Source organism: Pseudobythopirellula maris, from assembly GCF_007859945.1.
Lineage (GTDB): Bacteria > Planctomycetota > Planctomycetia > Pirellulales > Lacipirellulaceae > Pseudobythopirellula > Pseudobythopirellula maris.
The window spans coordinates 416,971-443,013 of the sequence record NZ_SJPQ01000004.1 but is presented as its reverse complement, the minus strand read 5'-3'; the positions used below and the strand labels follow the sequence as shown (position 1 = coordinate 443,013).

23 protein-coding genes are annotated in these 26,043 nt (G+C 69.0%); 11 read left to right on the top strand and 12 right to left on the bottom strand.

Going from position 1 to position 26,043, the window contains the following annotated elements; genetic code table 11:
* Positions 1-89 precede the first annotated feature (89 nt).
* From Mal64_RS18000 to Mal64_RS17985, 4 genes are all read right to left on the bottom strand, one after another.
* On the bottom strand, positions 90-1,109 hold the full coding sequence (locus Mal64_RS18000) for a hypothetical protein (protein WP_146402922.1): 1,020 nt from the start codon (positions 1,107-1,109) through the stop codon (positions 90-92).
* A gap of 147 nt (positions 1,110-1,256) precedes the next feature.
* A complete protein-coding gene (locus Mal64_RS17995; protein WP_146402920.1) occupies positions 1,257-4,301 on the bottom strand; it encodes a hypothetical protein in 3,045 nt (1,014 codons plus the stop codon).
* A gap of 296 nt (positions 4,302-4,597) precedes the next feature.
* Complete coding sequence (locus Mal64_RS17990) at positions 4,598-4,864, bottom strand: hypothetical protein (protein WP_146402918.1); 267 nt, start codon at positions 4,862-4,864, stop codon at positions 4,598-4,600.
* Positions 4,865-4,955: 91 nt separating this feature from the next.
* Positions 4,956-5,462: an RNA polymerase sigma factor gene (locus Mal64_RS17985; protein ID WP_146402916.1), complete on the bottom strand. Its 507-nt coding sequence runs from the start codon at positions 5,460-5,462 to the stop codon at positions 4,956-4,958.
* A 438-nt stretch (positions 5,463-5,900) separates the two neighbouring features.
* On the opposite strand from Mal64_RS17985, the gene Mal64_RS17980 reads away from it, so the two are divergent.
* Together Mal64_RS17980 and Mal64_RS17975 are read left to right on the top strand one after the other, a co-directional pair.
* The gene (locus tag Mal64_RS17980; protein ID WP_146402913.1) at positions 5,901-7,913 is read left to right on the top strand and encodes a hypothetical protein; all 2,013 of its coding nucleotides are present in this window, start codon (positions 5,901-5,903) and stop codon (positions 7,911-7,913) included.
* Between the two features lie 140 nt (positions 7,914-8,053).
* Positions 8,054-9,274, top strand: coding sequence for a sulfotransferase family protein (locus Mal64_RS17975; RefSeq protein WP_197525868.1), 1,221 nt, complete (start codon positions 8,054-8,056; stop codon positions 9,272-9,274).
* 180 nt (positions 9,275-9,454) lie between these two features.
* On the opposite strand, the gene tatC is transcribed toward Mal64_RS17975, so the two are convergent.
* The gene (gene tatC, locus Mal64_RS17970; protein WP_146402909.1) at positions 9,455-10,480 is read right to left on the bottom strand and encodes a twin-arginine translocase subunit TatC; all 1,026 of its coding nucleotides are present in this window, start codon (positions 10,478-10,480) and stop codon (positions 9,455-9,457) included.
* 409 nt (positions 10,481-10,889) lie between these two features.
* Here tatC and Mal64_RS17965 point away from each other — a divergent pair, with 409 nt between their 5' ends.
* Complete coding sequence (locus Mal64_RS17965) at positions 10,890-11,882, top strand: type I phosphomannose isomerase catalytic subunit (RefSeq protein WP_146402907.1); 993 nt, start codon at positions 10,890-10,892, stop codon at positions 11,880-11,882.
* A 44-nt stretch (positions 11,883-11,926) separates the two neighbouring features.
* Here Mal64_RS17965 and Mal64_RS20495 read toward each other — a convergent pair whose 3' ends face one another.
* Both Mal64_RS20495 and Mal64_RS17960 read right to left on the bottom strand, forming a co-directional pair.
* Positions 11,927-12,004, bottom strand: a complete 78-nt coding sequence (locus tag Mal64_RS20495; protein ID WP_391570442.1) for a hypothetical protein — start codon at positions 12,002-12,004, stop codon at positions 11,927-11,929.
* 85 nt (positions 12,005-12,089) lie between these two features.
* Positions 12,090-12,353 (bottom strand): hypothetical protein, encoded by a 264-nt coding sequence (locus tag Mal64_RS17960; RefSeq protein WP_146402905.1) that lies wholly within the window; start codon positions 12,351-12,353, stop codon positions 12,090-12,092.
* A 53-nt stretch (positions 12,354-12,406) separates the two neighbouring features.
* Here Mal64_RS17960 and Mal64_RS17955 point away from each other — a divergent pair, with 53 nt between their 5' ends.
* The 3 genes from Mal64_RS17955 (at position 12,407) to Mal64_RS17945 (ending at position 15,031) form a co-directional block, all read left to right on the top strand.
* Positions 12,407-12,733: a hypothetical protein gene (locus Mal64_RS17955; protein WP_146402903.1), complete on the top strand. Its 327-nt coding sequence runs from the start codon at positions 12,407-12,409 to the stop codon at positions 12,731-12,733.
* Positions 12,734-13,007: 274 nt separating this feature from the next.
* Complete coding sequence (locus Mal64_RS17950; RefSeq protein ID WP_197525867.1) at positions 13,008-14,135, top strand: pseudouridine synthase; 1,128 nt, start codon at positions 13,008-13,010, stop codon at positions 14,133-14,135.
* The gene (locus tag Mal64_RS17945; RefSeq protein WP_146402901.1) at positions 14,132-15,031 is read left to right on the top strand and encodes a dihydroorotate dehydrogenase electron transfer subunit; all 900 of its coding nucleotides are present in this window, start codon (positions 14,132-14,134) and stop codon (positions 15,029-15,031) included. Before Mal64_RS17950 ends, Mal64_RS17945 begins: the two co-directional genes overlap by 4 nt.
* Positions 15,032-15,332: 301 nt before the next feature.
* Here Mal64_RS17945 and rpsT read toward each other — a convergent pair whose 3' ends face one another.
* The gene (gene rpsT / locus Mal64_RS17940) at positions 15,333-15,608 is read right to left on the bottom strand and encodes a 30S ribosomal protein S20 (protein WP_146402899.1); all 276 of its coding nucleotides are present in this window, start codon (positions 15,606-15,608) and stop codon (positions 15,333-15,335) included.
* Between the two features lie 106 nt (positions 15,609-15,714).
* A complete protein-coding gene (locus tag Mal64_RS19980; RefSeq protein WP_197525866.1) occupies positions 15,715-17,199 on the bottom strand; it encodes a tetratricopeptide repeat protein in 1,485 nt (494 codons plus the stop codon).
* Between the two features lie 342 nt (positions 17,200-17,541).
* Between Mal64_RS19980 and cobA the strand changes: the two genes are divergently transcribed.
* The 3 genes from cobA to Mal64_RS17920 all read left to right on the top strand — a co-directional run bounded on the left by cobA (position 17,542) and on the right by Mal64_RS17920 (position 20,769).
* Positions 17,542-19,068, top strand: coding sequence for a uroporphyrinogen-III C-methyltransferase (cobA, locus tag Mal64_RS19975; RefSeq protein ID WP_197525865.1), 1,527 nt, complete (start codon positions 17,542-17,544; stop codon positions 19,066-19,068).
* Positions 19,069-19,320: 252 nt separating this feature from the next.
* Positions 19,321-19,539 (top strand): hypothetical protein, encoded by a 219-nt coding sequence (locus tag Mal64_RS17925; protein WP_146402892.1) that lies wholly within the window; start codon positions 19,321-19,323, stop codon positions 19,537-19,539.
* 105 nt (positions 19,540-19,644) lie between these two features.
* Positions 19,645-20,769 (top strand): S1 family peptidase, encoded by a 1,125-nt coding sequence (locus Mal64_RS17920; protein WP_146402890.1) that lies wholly within the window; start codon positions 19,645-19,647, stop codon positions 20,767-20,769.
* Positions 20,770-20,863: 94 nt separating this feature from the next.
* Here the strand turns inward: Mal64_RS17920 and Mal64_RS17915 are convergent, their stop codons facing one another.
* The 3 genes from Mal64_RS17915 to Mal64_RS17905 all read right to left on the bottom strand — a co-directional run bounded on the left by Mal64_RS17915 (position 20,864) and on the right by Mal64_RS17905 (position 23,095).
* Positions 20,864-21,256: a DUF433 domain-containing protein gene (locus tag Mal64_RS17915; protein ID WP_146402888.1), complete on the bottom strand. Its 393-nt coding sequence runs from the start codon at positions 21,254-21,256 to the stop codon at positions 20,864-20,866.
* Between the two features lie 59 nt (positions 21,257-21,315).
* On the bottom strand, positions 21,316-21,813 hold the full coding sequence (gene coaD, locus Mal64_RS17910; protein ID WP_146402886.1) for a pantetheine-phosphate adenylyltransferase: 498 nt from the start codon (positions 21,811-21,813) through the stop codon (positions 21,316-21,318).
* A gap of 94 nt (positions 21,814-21,907) precedes the next feature.
* Complete coding sequence (locus tag Mal64_RS17905) at positions 21,908-23,095, bottom strand: aminotransferase class V-fold PLP-dependent enzyme (RefSeq protein ID WP_197525864.1); 1,188 nt, start codon at positions 23,093-23,095, stop codon at positions 21,908-21,910.
* A 207-nt stretch (positions 23,096-23,302) separates the two neighbouring features.
* Between Mal64_RS17905 and Mal64_RS17900 the strand changes: the two genes are divergently transcribed.
* Together Mal64_RS17900 and Mal64_RS17895 are read left to right on the top strand one after the other, a co-directional pair.
* The gene (locus Mal64_RS17900) at positions 23,303-24,565 is read left to right on the top strand and encodes a protein-L-isoaspartate(D-aspartate) O-methyltransferase (RefSeq protein WP_146402882.1); all 1,263 of its coding nucleotides are present in this window, start codon (positions 23,303-23,305) and stop codon (positions 24,563-24,565) included.
* A gap of 227 nt (positions 24,566-24,792) precedes the next feature.
* Positions 24,793-25,938 carry a TIGR03000 domain-containing protein gene (locus Mal64_RS17895; RefSeq protein ID WP_146402880.1) on the top strand — a complete coding sequence of 382 codons (1,146 nt, stop codon included), beginning with the start codon at positions 24,793-24,795 and terminating at the stop codon, positions 25,936-25,938.
* The last annotated feature ends 105 nt before the right edge of the window (positions 25,939-26,043 follow it).

Sequence of the window (26,043 nt, the reverse complement as noted above, 5' to 3'; positions counted from 1 at the left end):
TCGGGGAGAAACGTCGTGAGTTAGGCCCCCGCCAAGCTTGTCCTGCCCGCCGCGCTCGCCCAATCGTTAGGGTCTCGCCCGTTTGGGAGCTAACGCTTCGCCCAGCGGGTGCCGGCGTATTCCCGGCTGAGCTTTTCGCGCGCGGCGCGAGACTCGCTCGGCTTGCCGACTCGGTTCCACAAGTCGGCAAGATGGTGCAACGCCTCGGCGTGGGCTTCGCCCGATTGCGGGTAGAGCAGGTCGACGTGCAGGTAGGCGAACAGGGCGTCCTTGGCGTCGCCGGCGGCCAGGCGGCTCGCCCCCAGGGCGTTGTAAGCGGCCGCCTGCGCGGCGGCGTCTTCGGGGTCGCCCTCGGAGATCACGCCGCGGGCGATCGACGCGGCCTCGTCGGCCGAGCCGCTCGCCGCCAGGCTCTTCGCCTTGCCGAGCCGGGCGGCCAAGAGCTGCTCTTCGGAGAGCGGGTCGCCCTCGGCGAGGCGGGCGGCCTGTTCGAACCGCTCGATCGCCTCGGCGTGGTCGCCGCGCCGCTCGAGCAGCTCGCCGGTCCGCACCAAGGCGCGCGCCTGGTACGCGGGCCACGGCGTCGCGGCGAGCTTGGCGTACATCCGCGTGGCGGACGAGTCCTTGCCCACGGCCGCCAGCAGGTCGCCCACCAACTCGGTCGCCTCGAGCGTGTGGAAGCTCTCGGGGTGCGATTTGAGAAACGCGCCGAGCTCGCGTCCCGCGTCGCCCAGCTCGCCCTCGCCCAGCAAGGCGAGCTTCGCCTTGGAGTAGGCGGTGTAAAACTCGTGGTCCTCGCGCACCAAGCCCCGGAGGTCGCGCGGCTTGAGCGTGCCGAGCTTGTTCAGCGCGGTGCGGTAGCCGCCGTTGCGGGCGTTGACGCGCGCCTGCCCCAAGGCCGAGGGCTCGCCGTCGAACACCACTCGCACGATCTCGACGAGCGGGATCTCCTTGGTGGTCGAGCCCTTCTTGATCGTGACCGCCAGCGGGGAGGTGTCGGTGATCTCGCCGCTGTCGGTCCCGCTGTGCTTGCGCACCTGGTCGCTCAGGGCCAGCCCGGCCGACGAAGACCACACGAGGGCGAGGGCGATAAGGGCGAGGTTTCGCATGTGACTGCCGCGATAAGGGTTCAAGGACGATGGCCCCAAGAGGGCGCTACAAAGCAAACGAAAATCGAGGGGGATCTGTTTTGGGGGCCAATCATTGGATCGCCCCGTGGCGTCTTTTGCGTGTCACTGTCTCTAGCCAACAAGGAATCAACCGCCGGAGCCCGACAGGCCGGTCGGCGCTTTGCCCTGGGCGCGTTGGATGTCGCGCAGCAGGGCGTCGTACTCGGCGAGCCGTTCGTCGCCGCCAAGGTTGGGGTACTGGCGACGCATCGAGCGCACGGTGCTCTCGGCCTTGCCGAGTTGGTCCTCGCGGTCGGAGCCTGTCGCCAGCAGCGCCGCCAGGTAACGCGAGCGGGCGACGTTCAGCCACGACTCGTAGAACAAGTCTTGGTGCTTGGGGTTGGTCTTGGCGGCCCGAGAAGTGACAGCGGCGAGTTTGCGCCAGCCCCAAACCAGGTGGCCCGAGCCGCCGTCGGCCTTGAGCGCCCCGTGGATCGAGGCCTCGATCCGCTCGGCGTCTTGCTCCTTCTCGCCCCACGACTGGTAGGCGAGCGCGGCGGCTCGCTGCACGTCGATCATGGTCGGCCGCTCGACGAGCAACGCGCTGAACGCCTCGACCGCCTCCTCGAAGTTGCCGCGTTTCTGTTCGAGTTTGCCGAGTTGCAACCGCAACGCGAGCCCGGCGGTCGGGGCCGGCGCGAAGGCCGGGTCGCTCTTCACGCGCGTGAGCAACGCGCGGTAGGCGGCGGCCGCCGCCTCGTAGTGGGCGCCGGCCTCGGCGCTGCCCGCGGCGGCCGCGTCGCCAAGGCCGGTGTGCGTTTGGGCGACCCACAGGCCGGTGTTCCAGCTTTCGGCGGCGCCCGCCAGGCGGTCGAGCAGTTCGCCGAGCGCCTCGGACACGGCGCCGGGAGGCTCGCCCGCGGCGAGCCGCGCGCCGAGCCGCTGCTGCAGCTCGACCCCCACGCTCAGGAAGATCCGCCGTGTCAGGTCCGAGTCGCCCGAGGCCGACTCGAGTTGGTCGAGCGTCTCGCCGAACCGCTCGGCCGGCAAGCTGTCCGAGGCGGCAAAGGCCCGCAGGGCCGCCTTGTACGCCTCGAGGGCGAAGCCGGGCCGCGCCGCGGCCGGGTCGCCACGCTCGGCGAGCGTCAGCGGGCCGTTGCGTTGGTCGTCGAGCAGCTCGATCGCACGCCGGGGGCTGTCGCCGTCGATCTCGGCCTGGGCCAGATAGAGCGCGGCGGTGGTCTCGGTCGCCGTGACGCCGCCCGACTTGTCGACCGCCTGCAACGCTTCGCGGAGCGCCTTCAGCGCGGCGGCCCGCGCGGCGGGCGGCGCCTCGGCGTTGCGGGCGATGGTTTCCCAGCCTGCGGCGGCCAGTTTGAGTTCGTACTCGGCGCGGCGTTCGGCCGGCAGCTTGGCGAGCGCCGCCTCGGCCTCGTCGCGGCGCCCGGCGCGGAGGGCTGCGCCGATCAGCACGTCGATCGCCGCACTCTCGGTTGTCGTGCCGGGCCAACGGCCGGCGGCAAATTCGGCGACCCGCGTCAGCGCATTGGTTTCGAAGGCGTCCGGCTCGCCCGCGGCGAGTGCTTGTTGCTGCATACGGCCCAGGGCGGCAAGCGCTAGCCGCGCGGCGCCTTCTGCCGAGGGGTCCTCGGGGCGCCGCTGTGCGATGAACGAGGCGAGTGTGGCCGCACGCCAGTCGTCTTCGGCGAGCCAGTACAAATAGGCGAGCAGGTAGCGGGCCTCGTTGAGCCGCTCGATCGCAACGCCCTCGCCGCCGCCCCCCACCCCCGCGCCGGCGGCGAGCCTGATCGCCGCTTCGAAGTAGAACCGGGCGTCCGCTCGATGGGCGGCGACTTGGGCGTTGAGCTCAGCCACGGCCGAAGGGTTCGCCCGGCGGGCCACGCTGGCGGTCGTCTCGGCCCCGCCGGCGGCGCGCAACGCTTGCTGGCCCAACTCGATGGCCGCGGCGAAGCTCTCCGGCTCGGTGCGGTCGACGCTCGGCGCCCCGTCGACGCCGTACGACGCGAGCGCGGTGCGGGCCTCGGCTTGCCGCTCGTTCGGCACGTCGGCTGCGGTTCGCATCCACTCGCGCGCCTCGGGGGTCACGCCATCAATCCGTTCGGTCGCCACGGCGAGCCAGTACATGAGTGTCGCCGACTCGCCGGTGTCGCGTTGGCTGGCCGGCAGTGACTTGCACCAGCGGGCGGGCGCCTCGATCGACTGGGCCAACGCCTTGAGGCTCTCCTCGCCGGCGCCTTGCTGTGCTTGTTCCTCGAGAGCCGCCTCGACCAACGCCGCGTGGGCCAGCGAGATCAGCTTGCGGAACTCCGGCTGCGTGGCGGGTTGGGTCAGCAGCGAGGCGAACGACGCGCGGGCGAGCTGCCGATCGCCCAGGTCGAGGTAGCAGCGTCCCTCGTAAAGCTGCGCGTACAGGCCGACCAGCCACTTCGATTGGCTCTCGTAGAGCGCGCCGAACTCCTCGGCCGCCTGCCGCATCTGCCGCCGGTAGGGCGCCGAGCCCTCGCGTTGGGTCGCGGCCATCTCGCGGAGCATCAGCGCCGCTTGCAGCTGCGCTTGCACCGAGCCGCTGCGGGCCTCGGCCCGTTCGGCCGACTCGGGGCTTCCCGGCGCGGCGGTCTTCAGATCGTCGAGCCGTTTCTCGAGCAACCGCTGCGCTTGGTGGAACCGCGCGCGAGCCGACTCCAAAGCGCTGCGGGCGGCGGTCGTTTGCTGCTCGATCTGTGCGTCGTCGGACGCCCGGGCCGCTTCGGCCAGGTCCGCCCGGCCGGCGGCGGCCAGCGCCTGGGCGAGCCGATCGGCGGCCGCCGCGGCTGCGCTCTCGTGGCCGGTCGGCGTGGAAAGCCGCTCGAATTCCGCGGAGGCCTGCTGCAGATTGCTGCGCCGCTTCGTGGGCGAGGGCGATCGCTGCGCCACGTCGATCAGCGACACCACTCGCTCGAACGGCGCCCGCTCGCGGAACGCGTCGCTGACCAGCGGATCGTCTTGGACCCGTTCTAAGTAGTCCAAAGCCAGGTCGTGGTGGCCCTGGTCGCGGAGCGCCTTGAGGAAGTCATCGGCCCTCTCGGCCGCGGCGCCGGGAGACCAACAAGCCGCCAGAGCGAAGGCCAGCGCAGGCCAGGCCCAGGGCAGGGTGGCGCGAGCGGTCAGGGTTTGGCGGGGACGCCGCGACATGGGTCGGTGCTGGCTGGCGAGAAGAGGGCAGGTGCGTACTGCCTATTCTACTGGCCCTCCGGTGGCGGGGGCCACCGAGCCAAAGATTCTCGGCCGGCAGAAGCCGCCGCCAAGCGAGGGAGGCCATCTAATCAGGGCGACCCGCAGATGCGCCCTGCGGGAGTGCGGCGTGGGTCGCACGGGCGACGCGGGCCGGAGGGTATATGAACAATGACCAAGCCCCAATGACCAAGAGGGAATGCTTCCCGTAAGTAGTGGTCATTGGGGCTTGGTCATTGGTCATTCGTACAAAAAAGTTATTCGGCCGCCTCCCCGGTGGACTCGCTGTCGCTTGGCAGTGTGTCGACCCACTGACGCAGGCGACCCATCATGCCTTCGGGCAGTGGCGTGTCGACGAGGCTCTTCTCCGGCGCGGCGCTGTCGACCGGCGACTGCGCGATGCGCTCGCGATCGGCCTGCTTGGCCCTCTCTTCGTCAGACAGGTAGTCGCCGGGCAGGATCTTGTCCCAGCCGTCGAGCAGGCCGCTGTCTGAGGAGCCGAGAGAGTTGAACGGGTTGGTCATAGTTTCACCAAACTCCTGTCGCCTTGGGCGACATGCGATCGGGATTCCGCGCCGACAACGGCGCGGGAAAAATCGGTAGCGTTGCTGCTTCTCAGGTCGGAGTGGACTCCACCGTAAAATATTGCCTCAGCCGCTGTCGGGCGCGGCTGACGCGCGACAGGATGGTGCCCAGCGGGGCGCCCATCACGTCGGCCGCCTCCTGGTGGGTCAGCTCGCCGACCACCACCAGCAGCAGCGCTTCGCGCATCTCCTCGGGCAGCTGCGCCAGGGCCCGCTGCATCTCGTCGCTGTAGTCGTTGGCCAGCGGGTCGTCGCCGTCGATCGCCACGTCGAACACGTGATCGCCCGGCTGGGTCGGCGGCCGGCGGCCGATGCGGCGCCAACGGTCGACCACCCGGCGACGCAGGATCGATGCGAGCCAGGCCCGCTCGCCGCGGTCGCTGTCGAACCGATCGCGGCTCGTCCAGGCGCTGCGCAGCGTCTCCTGCACCATCTCCTCGGCGTCGTGCGAATCGCCCATCAACCGATAGGCAAGCCGATAGAGCGCCGGGGCATGGCCTTCAACAAGGTCTTTAAAATCGCTTCGCTTGAGCGCCACGCAGGAGCCCCAGGGTTAGCGGAGGGATGTAAGGTTCATGGGAAGCCGGGTGCGACGTCGATCTTTCCCCGGACGGCCTTCAACGGGCGAACCCTCAGCGGACGCCGGGGGCCGATTTTTCCTGCCTGCGCCACGCCTTTCATCATAATCAACGTGCCGCCGGTGGTAGCGCGAGCAATCTAACCTTTTCCCCACGCGGGGTTTGCGAGTTGTCGCACCACACGTGAAGATTTTCGCCAGCGCTTGCCGGGCTTATTGCAGCAGGGCAGGGCGTCTTTCCTAAAAAGTCCGAAGCTCGCTCGGCAGCATCGGCCCAGCGGACGGCTTAAAGACTTCCTATAATACGATTTACGGCGAGCGGGTACGCTTGCCCCACGCACGGAATGCGGTTTTCCCAGGCGCCGCAACTATTGCCTGGCGCTGCCCCATGGGCCTCGCATGCTCCGATTCGAGCGTCACAACACGCAAAACCCTCACCCCACTCGTGGCGCGAGAGGCGGGAGGGCGGGGGGGCTGCCGGCGGCGGCTTGGCGGCTGGTTTCTCTCGTTCTGGCCTTCGCCCTCGTCGCCACGGCGACGAACGCCATCCGTGGCCCACGGGGCGTCGAGGCGATCGGCCAACTGCTGGGGGCCCCCGGTGGCGAGCAGCCCCCGTCGCCCGAGGCGCCCCCGGTGCTCGAGCCGCAACTGCTCGAGTCGATCAAAGACAACGCCCCGTTCCGTGCGAAGGAACGCGAGGCGTGGTTCGCACTTCTCGAACGACTCGATGACCCGGACCACGAAGCCGAGCTCGCGAAGAACGCCGCAGCGGCCGGCTACGCGCAGCTCGTCGCCCAAGGCGACGCCTACCGCGGCCGCGCGGTTCGCGTGGCGGGCGTGGTGCGACGCGTCGAGCGCGTCGACCCGGGGGAGAACGCAGTTGGCCTCACAAGTCTCTACCGCGTGGTGCTGCAAGGCGACGGCGACAGCGTCTGGCCGATCACGCTCTACACGATCCAGGAGCCGCCGCCCGTGGGCGAAACGCCCGCGGCGGGGTGGGCCGAGGGGTACTTTTTCAAGAACCTCTCATACCGCTGGGAGGAGGGCGTGGGCGTCTCCCCCACGGTGCTCGCGCGTCGCGTGCGACCGGGCCCGGCGCCGGCGACGATCGCCGCCGGCCACGAGACGGCGCCGCCCGCGCCAAAACAACCAGCAGAGCAATCGCCGCCGATGGCCGAGCTGCTAGCTCTCGCCGGCTGGCCCCAGGAGCGGCTCGACGGACTCGCCGAGGCAGGCCCACTCGGCCAGGCGGGCCTCGCCGAGACGATGGCTTTCACCAGGCGGCTCGCGCAAATCGACGAAGCCGTCCGCGACGCCGCGGTGCGGGGCGCAGGCGCCGTGCTGATCGAGGGCCGCGCGGTGGCGATCGAACGAATCGACCACGAGCAAGGCGCCGCGCTCGTCGAGGTCCGCCGCGCCGACGGCGTGACGGCAACGGTGGCCGTGGCCGACGCCCCGGACGATTGGCCCCCGTGCGGGCCGCTCGACGAGCCGGCCCGACTCGCCGCGGTGGCGGTGGGCGAAGACCTGACGCGGGCGGGCGACAGCCGGCCGGTCTACGCCGCGGCGCGCCTCGTGTGGGAGCCCGACGAGGCGGCCGGCAGCCGGCGGCTTGGCGTGGCGATGCTCGGCTCGCTGGGCGTCGATTTCGGCCTGTACGACGGCCTGACCGACAAGTCGCGTCTCACCGCCGCCGAGAGCGACGCCTTCTACGCCACCCTCGCCGCGATGCAAAAAACCGACGCCGCCCAACTATCGCGTCTCGCCGCCGAAGGCCTTCCGGCTTACGTCAAACGCATAGAGCAGAAGCGGTCCGCCCAGCCGACGCCGCGCGGCCGCAAGCTGGCCGCCGAGGTTTCGCGACTCGGCGACGAGGGTCGCTACTCGGTGGCGCCTCTCTACGGCGCGATCGCGTCGCTCCGCGGCGAGCTGATCCTGCTCGAGGGCGCCGTGCGGCGGGCGGTGCGGGTCGCTTGCCCCGAGGCGGCCGCCCGCTGGGGCGTCGACCATTACTACGAGCTCGAGCTCTACGCCCCCGACTCGCAGAACCTGCCGGTGGTGTTCTGCGTGCCGCGGCTGCCGGCCGGTTTTCCGCTCGGCGAACGGATCAATCAGCCGGTGCGAATGCCGGGGTTCCTTCTTAAGCAGTGGGCTTATCGCACCCGCCGACCCGCCGATGGGGGCGTGGAAGACCGTCGGCAGTTCGCCCCGCTGCTCATCGGCGCAGCGCCGATCCCGCTCGCCGCCCCCGCCGCTACCGGCTCGTTTGCCGGCGCTGTGATGGGGGGGATGGCCGTGCTAGCGATCGCGTCCTTGTGGGCCGTCAACCGCAAGTGGGCCCAGTCCGACAAGCGGCGGCGAGCCGCGACGCTAGCGGAGGCAACGGCGCCCGACTTCACCCACCTGCCGTAACGCCGGTCATAGGACGACGGGGAGCGCGCTTTCTTGGGTCTCCCAAGCCGGTGGCGAGCGGCCCGTCGGTTCAGGCTGCCCTAAGTCGGGCGGGTGCGTTAGCATGAGAGTCCCCGCTCCGCCCCCTTTCGCATGGCATGATGTCGACCGCGAACGAACCACCGCAGGCGCCCCCCCAGACCGACGCCCCCGCTCCGCAGCCCCCCTCGGGGGAAGCCTCGCCGCCCGCCAAACGGCAAGGCTACGGCGCCGAGGCGCCGCACGAGTACGGCTTGATCACGCCGCGCTTTTGGCACGGCATGAAGCCGGCGGACTGGACTCAGATGCTGGTCAAGAACCGCTTCGCGCTGTCGCCGCGGGGGGTCTTCACCACCGCCACGATCTTAGGCGCGGGCGTGTTCCACGTGGCCGGCGGCGCCGCCCAGTCGGCGCTCAACGCCTCGCGGATCAGGTCGGTGAGGCTCGACGCCCCGCCGCTGTTCGTGCTGGGCCATTGGCGCAGCGGCACGACGATGCTGCACGAGTTGCTGATCCGCGACCCGCGGCACACCTACCCCACCACGTACGAGTGCTTCTGCCCGCACCACTTCCTGGTGAGCGAAGACTGGTTCACGCGGCTCACCCCGTGGCTGCTGCCCAAGACGCGGCCGATGGACAACGTGGCGACCGGCTGGGAGCGCCCCCAGGAGGACGAGTTCGCCCTCTGCAGCATGGGGCTGCCCTCGCCCTATCGCACCTGGGCGTTCCCCAAGAACGGGCCGGTCGACCGCGATTGGCTCACCCTGCGGGGCGTCTCGGCGAGCGACCGGCAACGCTGGATCGCCGCGCTGCAGCGTTTCGTTAAAACTATCGCCGTGAAGCGCCACGGCCGGATGGTGCTCAAGTCGCCGCCGCACACGGCGCGCATCAAGGCGTTGCTCGAGGCGTTCCCCGACGCCCGCTTCGTCCACATCGCCCGCGACCCGCGGCTGCTGTTCCCCTCGACCGTGCGGCTGTGGCGGTCGCTCTGCGACGTGCAGGGGGTCCACCGCCCGCTGCCGCAGTACGACTGGATCGAGCCGCTCGTCCTGGACAACCTCGCGGAGATGTACGACGCGTACGGCGAGGACATCGGCCTGATACCCGAGGGCCGGCTGGTCGAGACCACCTACGAGCGGCTGGTCGAGGACCCCAAACGCGAGCTGCGCGCTGTTTACGACGGCCTCGATCTTGGCGGCTTCGACGCGTTCGAGCCGAACCTCGACGCTTACCTCGGCGAGACGAGCGGCTACCGCACCAACCGCTACGAGGTGCCCGACGCGGTCGAGCGCCTGGTCCGCGAGCGCTGGGGCGCCTACGCCGAGCGCTTCGGCTACGCCTGACGCTCGCGTTGAGCAACCACCGCAATCCCCTGTAGGGAACGCCCTCCGTGGCGTTCCGGCGCCGGGTACAATCTCTCCCGCCGGGGCTCGGAACGCCGCAGAGGGCGTTCCCTACAGGGCGCTCGGAACGTCATAGAGGGCGTTCCCTACAGCGTCCGCAGCGCCCCGGAAGGGCGTTGCCTACTCGCTTCGACGCCCAAAGGCGGGCAGGTACTTGCACAGCAAGATCCCGCCGAAGTAGAGCGGCGTCAGGAAGCCGGCCAGGATCAGCATGCTCCACGGGTCGGCCGGTGTGAGCATCATCGACAGCACGGCGATGATCAGCACCGCCAGACGCCAGTGCCGCAGGTAGAAGCCGGGCGACACGATCCCCACGCGGTCGAGGAACAGCATCACCAGCGGCATCTGGAAGCTCACGCCGAAGCCCACGGGCAAGATCAGCACGAAGCTGAGCCACTCGCTGATCCTCAGCGTCGGGTCGATGTCCATCACGTCGTAGAAGTAGAACAAGAACTCCAGCACGTAGCGGAACACCAGGAAGAACGCCACCGCCGCCCCGAGCAGGAACAGCACGATGCTCATCGGCATGAACACGTGGATGTAACGCCGCTCGTGCGGGAAGAGCCCCGCCGCCACGAACGACCACAGGAAGTAAAAGATCGCCGGGCTGGAGATGACGGCGCCGATCACCAGCGCCGCCTTCACGTAGACCGTGAACGCGTCGGGCGCGCCGGTGCCGATGGTCCGCATGCCGGGGTCGTCTTTGATCGGCTTCCACAGCGCGAACGGCACAAAGACCGGTCCGGCGTCCGCCGCCGGGGGAGTGGGCACGTCGATCCCCAGCCGCTTGAGCGCCTCGACCAGCTCCTGCAGCTCGACCCGGCCGCTGTCGGGCAGCAGGCCGTGGTCGGCGTAGTCGCGCATCTGCTCGTCGGACATCTCGGGGACCGGCTCGCCCGCGTCGCGGCGCGCCTCGATCGCCTCGCTGTAGCGACGCAGCTTCTGCTTGACCCGCAGGTCTCGCAGCCCCTCCTCCAGCGGCGATTGCACGAACCGGATCAGCGGCCCGGCGAACACCAGTCCGATGAGGAAACCCACGATCAACGCCAGCAACGCCTTGCCGAGCGCCGAGCGCAGCTCCTCCAGGTGCTCGCCGAAGGACATCTTCGTGTGATCGAACGGGTCCTCGGAGGGCAGGCTTTTCAAGGCGAGCGGCTTCTCAAGAGGCGTGACAAGGGCGGGGCAGGGGGCAGGCTAGAGCCTCGGAGCGATAAACCGATAATAACTCGTGCCCGGGCGAGCCGTAAGCGTCAGCGCCCGGAGTTGCTGGCAGCGCCAACCCGATGCGTCTGCTGCTGGGGCGCCCCCCACAGCTTGGGATCCGTCAGCTCTGAACCGTAGAAAACGACCCGAATCGCAAACCGCTGCGTCGCTCGAACCGCTCCGGGGGCTTACGCCCGCCGGCTCGCCAGTCGCCAGTCGCCAGTCACTCGCACGAGTTATCCGCCCCCTTAGATCGCACTACCGCTAGCCGTAGCGTTGTTTTCGCCATATCGACGTCGAATCGCACCGCCACACACGCTACGCATCCGTGCGATTCACACGAGGTCCCGCCATGCAAACGCTTCCGCCGCTCCGCTTGCGACCGATCCTCCAGCAATACCTGTGGGGAGGCCGGCGGCTGGGCGAGTTGCTCGGCAAACCGATCGGCGCCGACGACGACTACGCCGAGAGCTGGGAGGTGGTCGACCACCCCGACGGCCAGAGCGTCATCGAGAACGGCCCGCTCAAGGGCAAAACGCTGGGCGAGGTCGCCTCGGGCGAGCACGCCCGGCTGGTCTACGGCAAAGAGCTGACCGAAGGGCAGGGGCCCCCGCCGCGGTTCCCGCTGCTGTTCAAGTTCCTCGACGCCCAAAAGACCTTGTCGGTGCAGGTCCACCCGAACGACGCCCAAGGCGCCCGGCTCACACCGCCCGACCTCGGCAAGACCGAGGCGTGGGTCGTGTTGGCCGCCGAGCCGGGGGGCAAGATCTACGCCGGCCTGAAGCCGGGCGTCGACCGCACGGCCCTCGCCGAGGCGACGGCCGCGGGCCGCTGCGATGAGTGCCTGCACGTCGTCGAGCCGGCGGTCGGCGACTGCGTGTTCATCCCGGCCGGCACGGTCCACGCCTTGGGGGCGGGGCTCGTGATCGCCGAGATCCAGCAGGCGAGCAACACCACGTTCCGGCTGTTCGACTGGAACCGAGTCGGCAAAGACGGCCAGCCGCGCCCACTGCACATCGAAGAGTCACTCGAAGTGAGCGACTACCAGCGTGGCCCCGCCCACCCGCAAACCCCCGAGCCGCTGGGCGACGGACGCGAACGCCTGGTCGCGTGCGACAAGTTCCTGCTCGACCGGCTCACGCTCGGCGAGCGTGGCCAAGCCGAGTTGCCGGACGACGACCGCTTCCACCTGGTGTCGGTCATCGCCGGCGAGGCCCGCCTCGAGTGCGGCGACTTCGACGAGCCGCTCGTCTTGGGCAACACGCTGCTGCTGCCCGCCGCCCGCGCACCGGCCAAGCTCTCGTCCGCCAGCGGCGCCGTGTTGCTCGACATCCGCCTGCCGTGAGACGCATTGCCTCATCGCTCCGCCGGTCGTCGGCCGGCGGGGAGCTAGCGAAGCGTCGCCTGCCGGCGCCCCACGCCGGCGAACGCGCAAAGCGCGAGCAACAGGCTGGCGGGCTCGGGCACGGCGACCAGGCATGGAGTGGCCAATTCTCACACCTCGAAAAATCGGAACGCAGCCGGCCCGCTGTACGGCCTGCTGCGCCAAGACTTAAACCGTGAGCGGCGTTTGAGTTGCAGCAAAATGGCGAGTGGCCAAGAATCGCTGCTGCGCGCGCGGCCAAAAGCGATTGTCGAAATTAGGTGAAACGCCTGCTACAAAGATAATTGGGCGCCGCAGGGGGTCCGCCCACCGCTCGGCCGCTGCGTTCTTCACGACTTCATGGCCTTTTATCGCCGCCAGGCTGCGTTTTTCGTCGGCAATCCGACGGCGAAGCTCGTCACAACGATTTGGCGGAACGATCGCCGCGAGCATTCTCAAGTATTCTTGGCCACTCCGAGCCCACCGCCAGCAAGGCTGATTCGCCGTTGGGCGATTCTCCCGCAGCCGCTATGCTCCGCGGCGTGTGCGGACCACTCCCCCAACGCGAACGGCTGAAGCACGGCGCCCGCTGGGCGGCGCTGCTGGTGGTGGTGTGCGCCGGCTGCGGCCCCTCGACCCGCATGCCGAACCTCTTCCACCCGGGCGATCTGGCGAGCCAGCGCTACAACGCGATCTTCCACGACCCGTATCCATTGGATGACGTGGCGGAACCGATCGTCGGCGGACGGCCGCCCGGGTATCAGAAGCCCGTGCCCGAGACGACACGCCCACGCATGCTGTCGCAGCCGCGGCAGACCGTGCCCGCACTCTAAGACGGCGGCAGGGGAATTGAGAGCCAGCGGCAGGGGCAGATTGGCCGCAACCGGCCTGCACGCCGCTGGGAAACGGGCCGTGCGGCGTTTAGACTGGGGGGTCGCCTTCAGCCGCCCCTATCCCCTACAGCCCGCCATGCCTCCCCGCCCCCGTCGACCTGGAACGTCCCGCCGCCCCGGGGCAGGGGGCGGCCCAGGCAAGAAGAAACCAGCCCCCGGCAAGCCCCGCGCGCCAAAGACCACAGCCCGCAGCGGCGCCCCGAAACGCGCGAAGGTGATCCAGCCGCCGCGTGAGGACGGCGAACGGCTGCAGAAGGTGCTCGCCGCCGCGGGGATCGCCAGCCGTCGGGAGTGCGAGGAGTTCATCCAAGAGGGCCGCGTCACGGTTGATGGCGTGGTTGTCAGCGAGCTCGGCGCCAGGGTCGACCCGTTCAAGCAGCAGATCATGTTCGACGGCGAGGCCTTGCCGCGGGCGCGCAAGCGTTACTTCGCCCTGAACAAGCCCGAAGGAGTCGTCTGCACGGCCCGCGACCCGTCGGGCCGCCCGCGGGTGACCGATCTGCTTCCGCCAGAGATCGGCCGGGTGTTCAACGTTGGCCGGCTCGACATGGCGAGCGAGGGGCTGATCCTGCTGACCAACGACGGCGAGCTCGCCAACCGCCTCACGCACCCGCGCTACGAGGTGGAGAAGGTGTACCACGTGCAGGTCGCCGGCGTGCCGACGCAGGAGACTCTCGCCGAGCTGCGGCGCGGCGTGTACCTAGCCGAGGGCAAGGCGCACTTTGTCGACGCCAAGGTGAAGGGACGCAAGAAGAACGGCTCGATCCTCGAGCTGGTCCTCGACGAGGGCCGCAACCGCGAGATCCGCCGGGTGCTGGCCCGCGTGGGGCACAAGGTGCAGCGGCTCACCCGCGTGGCGGTGGGCGCCGTGAAACTCGGCCAGTTGCCCAAGGGCGCTTACCGCGAGCTGACGCCCGAGGAGATCAAGTCGCTCCGCTCGGACCGCGGCGGCAAGAAGGCCGAGTCCAAGGAAGACGAGGGCCGCAAGGCGGGGCGGGGCAGGGCGCCCAAGCGAAAGAGCGCCGCCGAGAAGCCCGCCGCCGCCCCCAAGAAGGCCGCCCCGCGGCCCGGCTCGGCCGCCGCCGGCCCACGCGTGATCGGCGGAGACGACGCCCCCGCCGAAGAGAAGAAGACTTCTCGTCCCAAGAAGGCGGGGTTCAAGAAGAAGGTCGGTCCCACCAAGCAGCAGCTCGCCGAGAAGGCGGGCAAGAAGACGGCCGGCCTGCGAGCGGCCGCCAAGAAAGCCGCCGCCAAGAAGGAGGCGGCCAAGAAAGCCAAGGGCAAGAAGGCCGTGAAGAAGTCGAACGCCAAGAACTCCGCCAAGGGGGGCCGCAAGCGATGACCCCGCCCCCCGCCGACGCCTGCGACGCCCATCCGCTCAGCGCGGCCCACTACGCCGACCGTGCGGCTTTCGAGCAAGCCGAGATCCTTGAGAACGTCGAGATCGCCCGCGGCACGTACCGCACCCGTGTGGCGGCGCCGGAAGTCGTCGGGCGGATCTTTCCCGGACAGTTCTTGATGGTCCGCCTGGCGGGCCAGAACGATCCGCTGCTCGGCCGGCCGTTCGCCATGTACGACGTGGTTCGCGACGCTTCGGGCGCCGCTGTGGCGCTCGACTTTGTGTGGGTCGTCGGCGGCAAACTCACCACGGCATTGGCCTCCCGCCAGCCGGGCGACACGGTCGAGATCTGGGGCCCGCTGGGCAACGGGTTCGCTCTCGAGGCGCCGCTGGACCACGCGATCTTTGTGGCCGGCGGCATCGGCCAGACGCCGTTCCTGGCGCTCGGCAAGGAGCTGCTCGGCAAAGCGGGCTACGGCCGCGACGCGGCCCGGGCCGCTCGGGTGACGCTCTGCTACGGCGTGCGGACCAGCGACCTGCTGGCGGGCGAGAGCGACTTTCGCTCGGCGGGGATCGATCTGTGCGTGGCCAGCGACGACGGCTCGATCGGCCACCACGGGCTCGTGACCGACCTGCTCACCCAAACGCTCGACGAGGCGGCCGCGGGCGAGAAGCTGCAGGTCGTCTGCTGCGGGCCCGAGCCGATGATGGAGGCTGTCGCCGGCCTCTGCGCGACGCGTGACGCCGCGTGCCTCGTGTCGCTCGAAACGCCGATGGCGTGCGGCGTGGGCGTCTGCTTCAGTTGTGTCGCACGGGTCGTCGATGAGGACGGCGAGTGGGACTACAAGCGGACGTGCGTCGACGGGCCGGTGTTCGACGCGAAGCGGATCGTCTGGTAGGCGACGACGCGTGGCGCCGTTAGAGCGGTATTCGAATTGGTGTGGACGAGCGGGGAAGCGATTGGCGGCGTGGCGAGGAAGCCGAAGCAGGCAATGCGGTGCATTGTCGATGCAGGCTGACGAAGCCATGACGCCGATCGCGAGCCGAGCGTCTACACCTATGAGCAAACCGCTCTAGCCTAGGCCGCACTGATCGCGCAAGCCAACGAGTGCGGTTGACGCACACCGGGTGGGGATTGGTCAGCGAGTGCCCCAAATCCCAGCGTGGGTTCTTGGGGAACAGGCGAAGCGAGCAGCGGTGCTACGACTTCGCTTGCTTGGCGACCTTGATCGCCTTCGACAGGCGGCTCTTGGTGCGCGCCGCGGCGTTGGCGTGAATCACGTTGCCGGCAGCGGCCTGGTCGAGCTTCTTCGCAGCGACACGGAACTCCGTCTCGGCCGTTTCCACATCGCCAGCAGCGGCCGCAACGCGGACCTTCTTGATCTGACGACGGACCGAGGTGCGAACGCTGCGGTTCTGGTCGCGGCGGTCCTTGCTTTGGCGGAGACGCTTGCTGGCGCTGGCGGAGTTGGGCATGAGTTACCGGTCGGAAGACGTGCGAATAAAGGGACTTTTCGGGGCCCGCTGGGCCCGATTAGCGGCGACGGCCCTCATGGGCGGCGGCTGATCGGGTCTGGGGAAGTCACTTTTTATGACGCAGTTGGGCGATCTTGTCCAGTCGTTCACCCACGTTGCGGTACGAGAAATCGATCGCAGCGAGCTCGGTGAGCCATTTTTCGGCGGTTTCGAGGTCTTTTAGGCCCATCGCCAGCACCCCGGCCCGGAACAGACCGAGCTTGCGGACCTCCGGATCACCGTTCTCCGAGGCCCGGATGGCGGCCTCGTAGCTCGACATGGCGAGCTTGAACTGCTCGATGTGCTGGAAGCACTCGCCGAGGTGGATCTGCACCTCGGCTACGCGACTCTTGTCGGCGCGGGCCGCCTGGAAGGCGGTGATCGCTTCGCGGCGTTTGCCCACCCGCTTGAGCCTCAAGGCGAGTTCGTACTGACGGCGTGGATTGCCGGGCTCCCGCTTCACACGAGCCGCGTGGACCTCGAGATCGGCTTGGTTGAAGGCCTCGAGCGCCTCGGCGGCGAGCTCGGTCGACGCGCGGGTCTGATCGGTTTGCTTCTTGCGATTCGCCTCGTCCAAGGCTCGCCGCAGGCGTTCGAGGTGGGTCGTCTCGAGCCGGTCGCGGACCACGAGATGCTGCTCTTCGGTCCCTTCCATCCGCTTGAGGCAGCGGGCGAGCAGCCGCTCGGCGTCATGCAGCCGGCCCTCGGCGTAGAACAGGTTCGCCAGGTCGAGGTAAGCGACGTGGTCGGTGGGGGCGGCGTCGATCGCGTCGCGCAGCGTCGGTTCGTCGAGCCGTTCGACGGGGGTTTCCGCGGGTTGATCGCCGGGCCGGGCGCGAGAGGCGACCCGCGGCGGAACGATGTCGCCGGTGGCGCCGTTCGGACCGAGCAGCTGGGGATTGTAGCCCCCCTCGTCGATCGTCTGCTCGACGCTCAGCCGCGACACGGCTCTCCGCGCCTCCTCGTCGTGAGGCTTGCGCTGCAGAACGCGGCGCCAGCAGCCGATCGCCTGCTCGAAGTGGCCGTTGGCCTCGAGCGCGGCGGCCGCCCGGCGATTGACCTCGTCGTCGGCCGGCGCGACGTCGAGCGCCCATCGCAGGTAATAGAGCTGACATTCAACGTGGCCCAGTTCGCCGCAGGCGTCGGCCAAGGCCGTCAGGGCGCCGGTGTCGTCGATCGACTTACGCAGCGATTCGCAGCCCAGCCGGAACGCCTCGAGCCATTCTCCCTTGGAGGCGGCCTTGGCGATCGCGCTGCGCCCGCCGCTGCTCATCCCCCGGAGCGAGCTGAAGCCGCTCGATTTCTTCTGCGTCTTGGCGCGCGCGGTGAGGTTCGCTCGGAAGTGCTGCAAGAAGACGAGCGAGCAGGGCGCCTCGGCCACGCATTGGGCGAACAAGGCGTGGGCGTACTCGTGGTCCCCCTTCTCGAAGCTCCGTTTGGCGTGCTCTTGCACCTGCACAAGCCGGTGCTGAACCGCCGTGGGGAGCGAGCCGATGCCATAAACATCCTTGCCGCCGCCCGCGACGCCGGGGGTTTGCGTGCTCCGTTCCACCAAGCCGTTCGGCGCTTCCTCTGCGGATTGCGATCCGCTTTCAGGGCTTATGAACGGGTCGGGGGCCATGGGCTGACGATTGGGGAGATCGAGAAGGATTCGGAGAAGCGCAGGGTAACGCTCCCTGGGGCGCTATGTTGTATCTTAGCACTCTCGCCGCCGGACTCCAGCGAGTATCGAACGGCCTCACCTACACACAACCCTCGTGCTGAAAACGGTTTGCGGCAATACTGGCGCCAGATCGTGGGCCATTCTCCCCCAGTGCCGAGCCCCGCGTCCCCCGTTTCATCACGCCACCCGCCCTACGCAGCGACTACCCATTTGGATCAAACCACGGGAAAAGTGTTTCTAGTCGGCGCCGGCCCGGGAGACCCTGGCCTGCTGACCATCCGCGGCGCCCAGTGCCTCGCCGAGGCCGATGTGGTGCTCTACGACTACTTGGCGAGCCCGGCGCTGGTGGACCTCGCCCCGACAGGGGCCGAGCGGATCTGCCTCGGTCGGCACGGCGTGGGCAAGATTTGGACGCAGCAAGAGATCAACGCCCGGATGACCGCCGACGCGTTGGACGGCAAGCGGGTGGTGCGTCTCAAGGGAGGCGACCCGAGCGTTTTCGGCCGGCTGGCCGAGGAGATCGACGCCTGCGCCGCTGCCGGAACGCCGCTGGAGATCGTGCCGGGCGTCACGACCGCGCTGGCGGCCGGGGCGTACGCCGGCGTTACGGTGACCGACCGTGAGCAGTCGTCGTGCGTCGCGCTCGTGACGGGCAGCGAACGCCCCGGCAAGTCGGAGGAGGAATCGCTCGACTTCGGCGCGTTGGCCGCTTTCCCCGGCACGCTGGTTGTTTACATGGGGGTGACCACCGCCCCCCGCTGGAGCCGCGCATTGATCGACCACGGCAAGCCGGCCGACACGCCGGTGCTGCTCGTGCGACGCTGCTCGCACGCCGACCAAACGACCCACGACACCACGCTCGGCGGCCTGCCCGATCTGATCGAGCGCGAGTCGATCCGCCCGCCGCTCGTGGCGATCGTTGGCGCCGTTAGGCGTCGCGGCCAGGCGGCCGACTGGTTCACCGGCCGGCCGTTGTTCGGTCAAACGGTGCTGGTCACTCGGCCGCGTGAGCAATCGAGGGCTCTCTGCCGGCGACTCGCCGACCTGGGCGCGCGGGTTGCCCTGGAGCCGGCGATCGAGATCGCCCCGCCCGACGATTGGCGTCCGGTCGACGACGCGATCGCCCGACTGCAAACATTCACCGCCGTGGCGTTCGCGAGCCAGAACGGTGTGGAGCACTTCATGGGGCGGTGCCGAACGCTCGGCCGCGACGCCCGAGTGTTTGCCGGCTGCACGATCGCGGCCGTCGGGCCGGCGACGGCCGAGGCGTTGCGCCGCTACGGCCTCGAGCCAGACGTCACCCCGTCGCGGTACAACGCCGAGGAGTTGGCGGCGGCCATCGTGGCGGCCGCCGTGGCTGGCTGCGACACGGGCGACGCGCTCGGCGCCAAGGCGTTGCTGGTGCAGGCCAACCGCTCGCGAGCGACGCTCGCCGAGGAACTCTCGTCGGCGGGCGTGCGGGTCGAATCGGTCATCGCCTACCAGAGCCGCGACGCGGGCCCCGCCTCGGAAGAGACGATCGCCTCGCTCCGCTCGGGTGAGATCGGCTGGGTCACGCTCACCAGCCCGGCGAGCGCCGTCTCGGTGGTGCGTCGCTACGGCGACGCCCTCAAGGGCGCCCGCCTCGTGGCGATCAGCCCGCTCACCGCCGCGGCCGCCGCGGACCACGGCGCGCCGGCGGACGCAATCGCCCAGGAGGCGACTGCCGAGGGGATCGTGCGAGCGATCCTGCAAGCGACGCCGCCTGCGGCGAGCTGACCGGCGCCAACGGTCGTGCGGCCTGAGGCGACCTCGCCCGGCTGCGAGATTCTTTTCGAGATATGTCGGTCGGGTGGTCGATTCCCTGAGACGGCGGGTAGCGCACGGTTGTGCCGTGCATTGCCTTACAGGAAGTCGCCGAACCCCACCGACCACCGCCGGCCGTCCGTGCAAGACGGCCGAGCGCACCCCCCAGGCAACGGAAAGCCTCCGGGCGGTCATCCCATCCCCCCGTGATGAGGAACCGCGCCTATGGCCCTCTCTCACCGCCCGCAGGTCGGCGCCGCGCCGGCGGCCCGTCCCTTTGCCCTGGCGAAACTCCGCTACGATTTCCCGGCGCTCGACGCCAGCAAGCCGCCTGCCGGCGCCCCGGTGCGCAACCAACTGTTGCGATACATCCTCGCTAACGAGTGCGAGCGTGAGCTCCGCGGCGGCCGCGGGCTGCGGACCGAACGCAACGGAGAATCGTGATCCCCCTCCGTTAGAAACAAGGCGACCCGCGGATGCGCGGAGGGCCGCAGACTGCCATCTTTCCCACCGCCTGTCACACGCAGCAACGTCTCGCTCGGCACGTTCATGGCGAAGCCAACTATTAAACCGTTCGTGCGTCTGCGGGTGGGGGCATGGGCCGCCGCTTCGCTGGCGCTCGCGTTGCTTGCGGCGGCGGGCGACGCGCGTGGCGAGCGGTTTGCGCTAGGCGCCGCACCACGAGGGGCCGCCGCCGGTGCGAGCCGCACGCCACACCCGGCGGTCTGCCGGATCGTGGTCGACGAGCGCGACGGCAAGGCGTACGGCAGCGGCGCCCTGATCGACGCTCGCGAGCGACACGGTTTGGTGGTGACCAACTGGCACGTGGTGCGCGACGCGACCGGCAAGATCGAGGTCGTCTTTCCGAGCGGCTTCCGCAGCGAGGGGCGGGCGCTGAAGCTCGACAACGACTGGGACCTGGCTGCGCTGGTGGTCTGGCGCCCGCCGACCGAGCCGATCGCCGTGGCGATGTCGCCTCCCAGGCAGGGCGATCTGCTCACCATCTGCGGCTACGGCCAGGGGGATTATCGCGCGGCGACGGGTCGCTGCACCGATTACTACTCGCCCCGCGTCGGGCTGCCTCGTGAGCTGGTGGAGCTCGACGTTGAGGCGAGGCAGGGCGACTCGGGGGGGCCGATTCTCAACGCTCGCGGCGAGCTGGCGGGCGTGCTGTTCGGGGCAGGGGAGGGGACCACGCTCGGTTCGTTCGGCGGCCGCGTCGAGCGGTTCCTGGCGAGCCTGGCCCCCGACATCGGCGCCCCGGTCGCCGCTGTCGCCCACGCCAAGCCGTCGGGGGCCACGCGTCTCACGGCGCTGGAGCGGACGGCGAACGCCGAAGAGAAGATCGAGCAGGAATCGCCGCCGCACGATCCGTTCCTGACCGCGGACCGCACCGCCCAAGAGATCCGCCCCCAGCCGCAGAGCGGCGAGCTGAGTCCGCTCTACAGCCCGCCGAGCGAGCAACAAATGGCCGCCGCCTTCGGGCCGACCACGGTCGCCAAACAGCCGAAAGAGCAAGGCGGCTGGTCCGCGAGCCCCGCCCCCGCGGAAGCTTCGCAGCCAGAGGCGATCGCAGCCGCCGATGGCCCCGACTGGTTCGAAGACGCCAAGACCCTGTTGGCGATCGTCGGTCTGGCGGCCGTGGCGTTGCAGGCGATCCGCCTGACGGCGTGACAAATGGGACGCGGATCAAGCGGATGAACGCGGATGAAAAATCTTCGATCTTTTTAAATCCGCGTTCATCCGCGTCCCATTCGTCCTCAGTCAATTACAAGAATCGAACGACGCCCGCCATGTGCTCGGGCGTCGTGTCGAAGCAGAGGTTGTCGAGGTCGCGGATTGGCTGCCCGAAGTGATTCCTCTCGGTCCAGTAGACGATGCCCAGGTGATCGCTCCGCTCGCTTGCGATCAGTAAGAAATCGGCGTCGCGTATATGCTCACGCACAAGTTCGCGGTTGTCGAAGTAGTACGCCAGAGCGGCGTGAACCTGGGCGATCGTGAGCTGCGGGTAGTTGCGAACGATCTCTTCGATCGACAAGCCGTGACGCTCGTGGTCGGGGACGATGTCCTGCACACGCACCCGCGTGCCAGCGACGTAAGCGCGTTGGCCGCCGCCGCGGTTGGGGCGGATCTCGACGTGTTGGGCGATCGTCGGCTGCATGCCCCAAGTTTACCACCGACGGTGAATGGGGGCCGCCCCAATCCGCACTCGGGGTACATCTAGTTCAGCTTCGCCCGCAGGGCGGGGATGATCGCTTTGGGGACGAAGCGCGACAGCTCCTCGTCGCTCGCCAGCGGGGTGATCTGGCGGATCAGCGAGCTGGAGATGTGCGAGTATTCGTCGCCGGCCATGAAGAAGACGGTCTCGATCGTGGGGTCGAGCTTCCTGTTGGCCAGGATCATCGTGAACTCGGCTTCCATGTCCGATAGCGTGCGCACGCCACGGACGATCAACTCGGCGCCCATCTCGCGGACGAACCGCACGGCGAGACCCTCGAATCGCTTGACGCGCACGTGATCGAGTCGGCCGTCGGCCGCCGCGATCGTCTGCTCGACGAGGGCGACGCGCTCGTCGGCGTCGAACAGCGGCGTCTTGTGAGGGTTCACCCCGACGCCCACGATGAGCTCGTCGCACAGCAGACGGCCGCGTTCGATCACATTGAGGTGTCCCAGCGTGATCGGGTCGAAAGAACCGGTGTAAACAGCGCGGCGCGGCATGGGCGGAGGAGGGAGGAGAGGGGGAGGGGCTAGGAACTAGGGGTTAGGGGTTAGAAACGCCTCAGGCGATTATGGTCCGGCGCGTCCCTAGCCCCTAGCCCCTCAGCGCTTCGATCAGCCAATCGACGTCGTCGGCGGTGTTGTAGGCGTGGGCGCTCAAACGCAAGCGGCCGCTGCGTGCGCTGAGGGCGACGCCCGCTGCGAGGCAACGCTTGCGAACCTCGGTCGGCTCGCGGCCGGGGAGCGTGAACGCCACAATGCCCGACCGGGGGTCGTGGCCCGAGGGCTCGGCCGAGCGGTGCGTGGCGAGTTCGGCGCCGATCTCTCGCAACCGCTCGCAAGCGAGATCGGTGGTTTCGAGGATCGCGGCGGCCGTGCGAGCGGTCGGCTCGCGGGTGAGCAACTCGAGGCTCGCCCCCAGGCCGTGCTGGCCGGGCATGTTGGCCGAGCCGCCTTCGAACCGCGTCGCCGAGGGCCGCAACACGAGCTCGGTGATCTGACTGAAATCGGCCTGCGGCGTGACGCTGTTCCAGCCGACGCCCGTGGCGTGCAAGCGGTCGAGGTTCTCTTTGCGGAAGTAAGCGACGGCCGCCCCCTCGGGGCCGAGCATCCATTTGTGGCCGTCGGCCGCCAGAAAGTCGATCGGCGTGTCGCGCACGCTCAGCGGCAGCACGCCGAGGCCCTGGATCGCGTCGAGGAAGAACAACGCCCCGGCGTCGTGGGCGATCTCGGCGATCGCGTCGATGTCTTGCCGGTAGCCGGTCGAGTAGCCGACCCAGCTGACCGAGACGACGCGGGTGCGGTTGTCGCACGCCTTGCGCAAGTCGTCGAGATCCAAGCGGCCGCGGTCGGTAGCCACGCGGCGCACCTCGACCCCCTTGGGCTGCTGGTTGAGCCACGGCAGCAGGTTCGAGGGGAACTCGTCGGCGAGTGTCACCACGTTGTCCCCTTCACGCCAATCGACGCCCTCGGCCACCAGGTTTATCCCTTGCGTGGTGTTGCTCAGCAAGGCGATCTCGTCGGCGCCTGCGCCGACGAGGCGGGCTGCCGTCTTGCGGGTCGCTTCGACGCGGGCGGCCCACTCGAGCCACACGGTGTCTCCCTGCTGGGCGGCCTGCGACGACCAGTCGGCGATCGCCCGGGCGGCCGGCGCGCTCAGCGGCGCCACGGCGGCGTGGTCGAAGTAGGCCCACCGCTCGGCGACTGGCATCTCGGCCCGCAGGGCGGCCCGGGTGGCGGCGGTCGTAGCTGGATCGGTCGTTGGCTGGGCATCGGCTGGCATCGGGCGCTTCGGGTGGGGTTGTGCGATTTGTAAGAAGGGCAGGGCAGGGGGCCGGCCGTGTGCCATATTGTAGGGGGGGATGTCGTATCGGTCGCTGTTGGTTCACGGGCGTCGAACGACCTCCCCATCGGCCCTCTCCGGAGACGCCCACTTTAAACCCCTAAGGCCCGAGTCGTCAGAGCCAAGTCGCGCCGAGGTCCCCTCCCTATGCGAATCCGCCCCCATCGATCGTTGCTGTGGCGCCCCGTGCTGTGGGTGATTGCCGTTACATTGGCTGCGCCCGCAAGCGCCCAGTCGCTGCGCGACTGGGAGAAGCTCGCCGAGCAGATGGTCGCCGAAGAGATCGTCGCCGCCGGTGTGGAGAACGAGCGTGTCGTCGAAGCGATGCGCTCGACGCCACGCCACGAGTTCGTGCCGCTCGCGCGGCGCAAGCTGTCTTACCTCGACATGGCGCTGCCGATCGGATCGCAGCAGACGATCTCGCCACCCTTTGTGGTCGCCTACATGACCGAGCAGCTCGACCCGCAGCCCACCGACCGGGTGCTGGAGATCGGCACCGGCTCGGGCTACCAGGCGGCCGTGCTCAGCCCGTTGGTCAAAGACGTCTACTCGATCGAGATCGTGCCGGAGCTAGGCCGCCGCGCGGCGCGGGTGCTCGAGCGGCTCGAGTTGGACAATGTCCACACCCGCATCGGCGACGGCTACCTCGGCTGGCCCGAGGCGGCGCCGTTCGACCGGATCATCGTCACCTGCTCGCCGGAGAAAGTTCCGCAGCCGCTGGTCGACCAACTCGCCGAAGGGGGCGTGATCATCGTGCCTGTTGGCGAGCGGTTCCAGCAGAACCTCTACCGCATGACTAAGGTCGACGGCGAGCTGAAGAAGGAAACGCTCCGCGCCACGCTCTTTGTGCCGATGACCGGCGAGGCGGAGGAGAAACGCGAAGCGTTGCCCGATCCCGCGAACCCCCACCTCGACAACGGCGGCTTCGAGATCGTCGAGGGCGTGACTGATGACGCCCCCCGCGCCGAGGGCGCCGCCCCGCGGCCGGCGTGGTGGCACTATCTGCGTCAGTTCGAATTGGTCTCGGGCGAGACATCGCCCGAGGGCTCTCGCCACCTGCGGTTCTTCAACGACGAGCCGGGCCGCGGCTGCCGGGCGCTGCAAGGCTTTGCGGTCGACGGGCGGGCGGTCTCGTGGCTGCGGGTCCGTGGTCAGGTGCGCGGCGACCAGATCCGCAAAGGCCCCGGCCGCGACGAATGGCCTTACCTCGTCATCACGTTCTACAACGACCGCCGGGCCGCGCTCTCCAACGAGGTCATTGGCCCCTTCCGGGGCAGCTTTGACTGGACCCAGGCCGAACGTGTGGCGCCCGTGCCGCTAGCGGCGCGGGAAGCGATCGTGCGGATCGGCCTGCTCGGCGCCGTGGGCGAGATCGCCTGGGACGATCTGTCGGTCGAAGCGGCCCAGTAGATCCCAGCAGGGGGCCCGCACGGGGGCGTGGGGGGGCGGTTCCGCCTAGGAGGGCTGGGCAGGATGAGCGCCGGGCGAGCAGGCCGGATCGATGCGAGGCAAAATCGCCAAGCTTTGCCTATATTACTTGAATTGCGCGAACGGGCTGATATTCTGGCCAATTAGAAGAACACGGTGTTCCGCTAGGAAGCGGTCGCCCCTTACCCCGCTCCAGGAGCCAACCCGCCATGAAATCGACTCTTACGTCCTGCGTCCTCGTAGTCACCGCCACCCTGGCGATGGCAAGCACAGCCGACGCCTTTTGGGCGAGCTACGGGTCTTACGGTGGCGGATCGCACGGCTGGTTTGGTCGATCGACGAGTAGCTACGGCTCGAGCGGCAGCTACGGTTCAAGCGGCAGCTACGGGTCGTCGGGCAGCTACGGCGCCTCGGTCGTTGTGACCAGCTCTTCCCACGGCAGCACGGGCAGCTATGGCAGCTCGGGCTCCTACGGCAGCACGGGTTCGCACGGCTCGTCGGGCTCGTACGGGGCGGTGACGGTCGCCGACAATTGCGGCTCGCACGGTGGCGGTTTCGTCAAGCGACTCTTCACTCGCATCCGTGAGCACCACGCCAGCAAGGCCTCTTACGGCAGCAGCGGTTCCCACGGCAGCACGGGTTCCTACGGCAGCACGGGCTCGCATGGCAGCACGGGCTCGCACGGCAGCACGGGCGGCTACGGCAGCACGGGCTCGCATGGCAGCACGGGCTCGCATGGCAGCACGGGCGGCTACGGCAGCACGGGTGGCTACTCGAGCGTGACCGTCGCCAAGCCGGTGATCGTCGCCAAGAGCACTGTCACTGACAGCGGTGTGCTCAGCGTCAACGTGCCGGCGGACGCCCAGGTTTACGTGAACGATTACGCCACGACCAGCACCGGCGCGAGCCGTCAGTTCGTTTCGAATGGCTTGGAGACCGGCAAGTCCTACGACTACGTCGTGCGGGTCGAGTACGAGATGGCTGGCGAGCGGGTCGTCGAGACCAAGATCGCCAAGCTCACCGGCGGCGCCACCGCGAGCCTCGACTTCACGCCGGCTGAAGCGGTTGCCGAGGTTCAGCAACAGGACGCGACCGAGACCAAGCTGTCGCTCAACGTGCCGGCCGAGGCGAGCGTGACGCTCGCCGGCTTGCCGACCACGCAAAGCGGCGCCGAGCGTGAGTACGTCACCCAGAACCTCGCCGAGGGCCAGGCCTGGGAGGACTACACCGTGCGGGTCGAGCTCGCCGGCAAGGTGCAGGAGCGCACCATCACGCTCCGCGGCGGCGAGACGCAGCGTCTCAACTTCCGCTTCGATGAGTCGGTCGACCAGTTGGTCGCCGCGGTCGGACGCTGAAGCCGCTCAGGACGCTGTGGCCCCAAGGCTGAGGCGCCCAAAGAGCTGAGGCGCCCAAAGAAACGTAGAATGCGTCCAACGAACCCCCGCATCGGCATTGACCGC

What these genes read in the sequence shown, in the direction of transcription:
- Mal64_RS18000 (WP_146402922.1), bottom strand. Translation starts at nt 1,109, where the DNA reads ATGCGAAACCTCGCCCTTATCGCCCTCGCCCTCGTGTGGTCTTCGTCG.
- Mal64_RS17995 (WP_146402920.1), bottom strand. Translation starts at nt 4,301, where the DNA reads ATGTCGCGGCGTCCCCGCCAAACCCTGACCGCTCGCGCCACCCTGCCC.
- Mal64_RS17990 (WP_146402918.1), bottom strand. Translation starts at nt 4,864, where the DNA reads ATGACCAACCCGTTCAACTCTCTCGGCTCCTCAGACAGCGGCCTGCTC.
- Mal64_RS17980 (WP_146402913.1), top strand. Translation starts at nt 5,901, where the DNA reads ATGCTCCGATTCGAGCGTCACAACACGCAAAACCCTCACCCCACTCGT.
- Mal64_RS17975 (WP_197525868.1), top strand. Translation starts at nt 8,054, where the DNA reads ATGTCGACCGCGAACGAACCACCGCAGGCGCCCCCCCAGACCGACGCC.
- Mal64_RS17965 (WP_146402907.1), top strand. Translation starts at nt 10,890, where the DNA reads ATGCAAACGCTTCCGCCGCTCCGCTTGCGACCGATCCTCCAGCAATAC.
- Mal64_RS17960 (WP_146402905.1), bottom strand. Translation starts at nt 12,353, where the DNA reads ATGCTCGCGGCGATCGTTCCGCCAAATCGTTGTGACGAGCTTCGCCGT.
- Mal64_RS17945 (WP_146402901.1), top strand. Translation starts at nt 14,132, where the DNA reads ATGACCCCGCCCCCCGCCGACGCCTGCGACGCCCATCCGCTCAGCGCG.
- rpsT (WP_146402899.1), bottom strand. Translation starts at nt 15,608, where the DNA reads ATGCCCAACTCCGCCAGCGCCAGCAAGCGTCTCCGCCAAAGCAAGGAC.
- Mal64_RS17925 (WP_146402892.1), top strand. Translation starts at nt 19,321, where the DNA reads ATGGCCCTCTCTCACCGCCCGCAGGTCGGCGCCGCGCCGGCGGCCCGT.
- Mal64_RS17920 (WP_146402890.1), top strand. Translation starts at nt 19,645, where the DNA reads ATGGCGAAGCCAACTATTAAACCGTTCGTGCGTCTGCGGGTGGGGGCA.
- Mal64_RS17915 (WP_146402888.1), bottom strand. Translation starts at nt 21,256, where the DNA reads ATGCAGCCGACGATCGCCCAACACGTCGAGATCCGCCCCAACCGCGGC.
- coaD (WP_146402886.1), bottom strand. Translation starts at nt 21,813, where the DNA reads ATGCCGCGCCGCGCTGTTTACACCGGTTCTTTCGACCCGATCACGCTG.
- Mal64_RS17905 (WP_197525864.1), bottom strand. Translation starts at nt 23,095, where the DNA reads ATGCCAGCCGATGCCCAGCCAACGACCGATCCAGCTACGACCGCCGCC.
- Mal64_RS17900 (WP_146402882.1), top strand. Translation starts at nt 23,303, where the DNA reads ATGCGAATCCGCCCCCATCGATCGTTGCTGTGGCGCCCCGTGCTGTGG.
- Mal64_RS17895 (WP_146402880.1), top strand. Translation starts at nt 24,793, where the DNA reads ATGAAATCGACTCTTACGTCCTGCGTCCTCGTAGTCACCGCCACCCTG.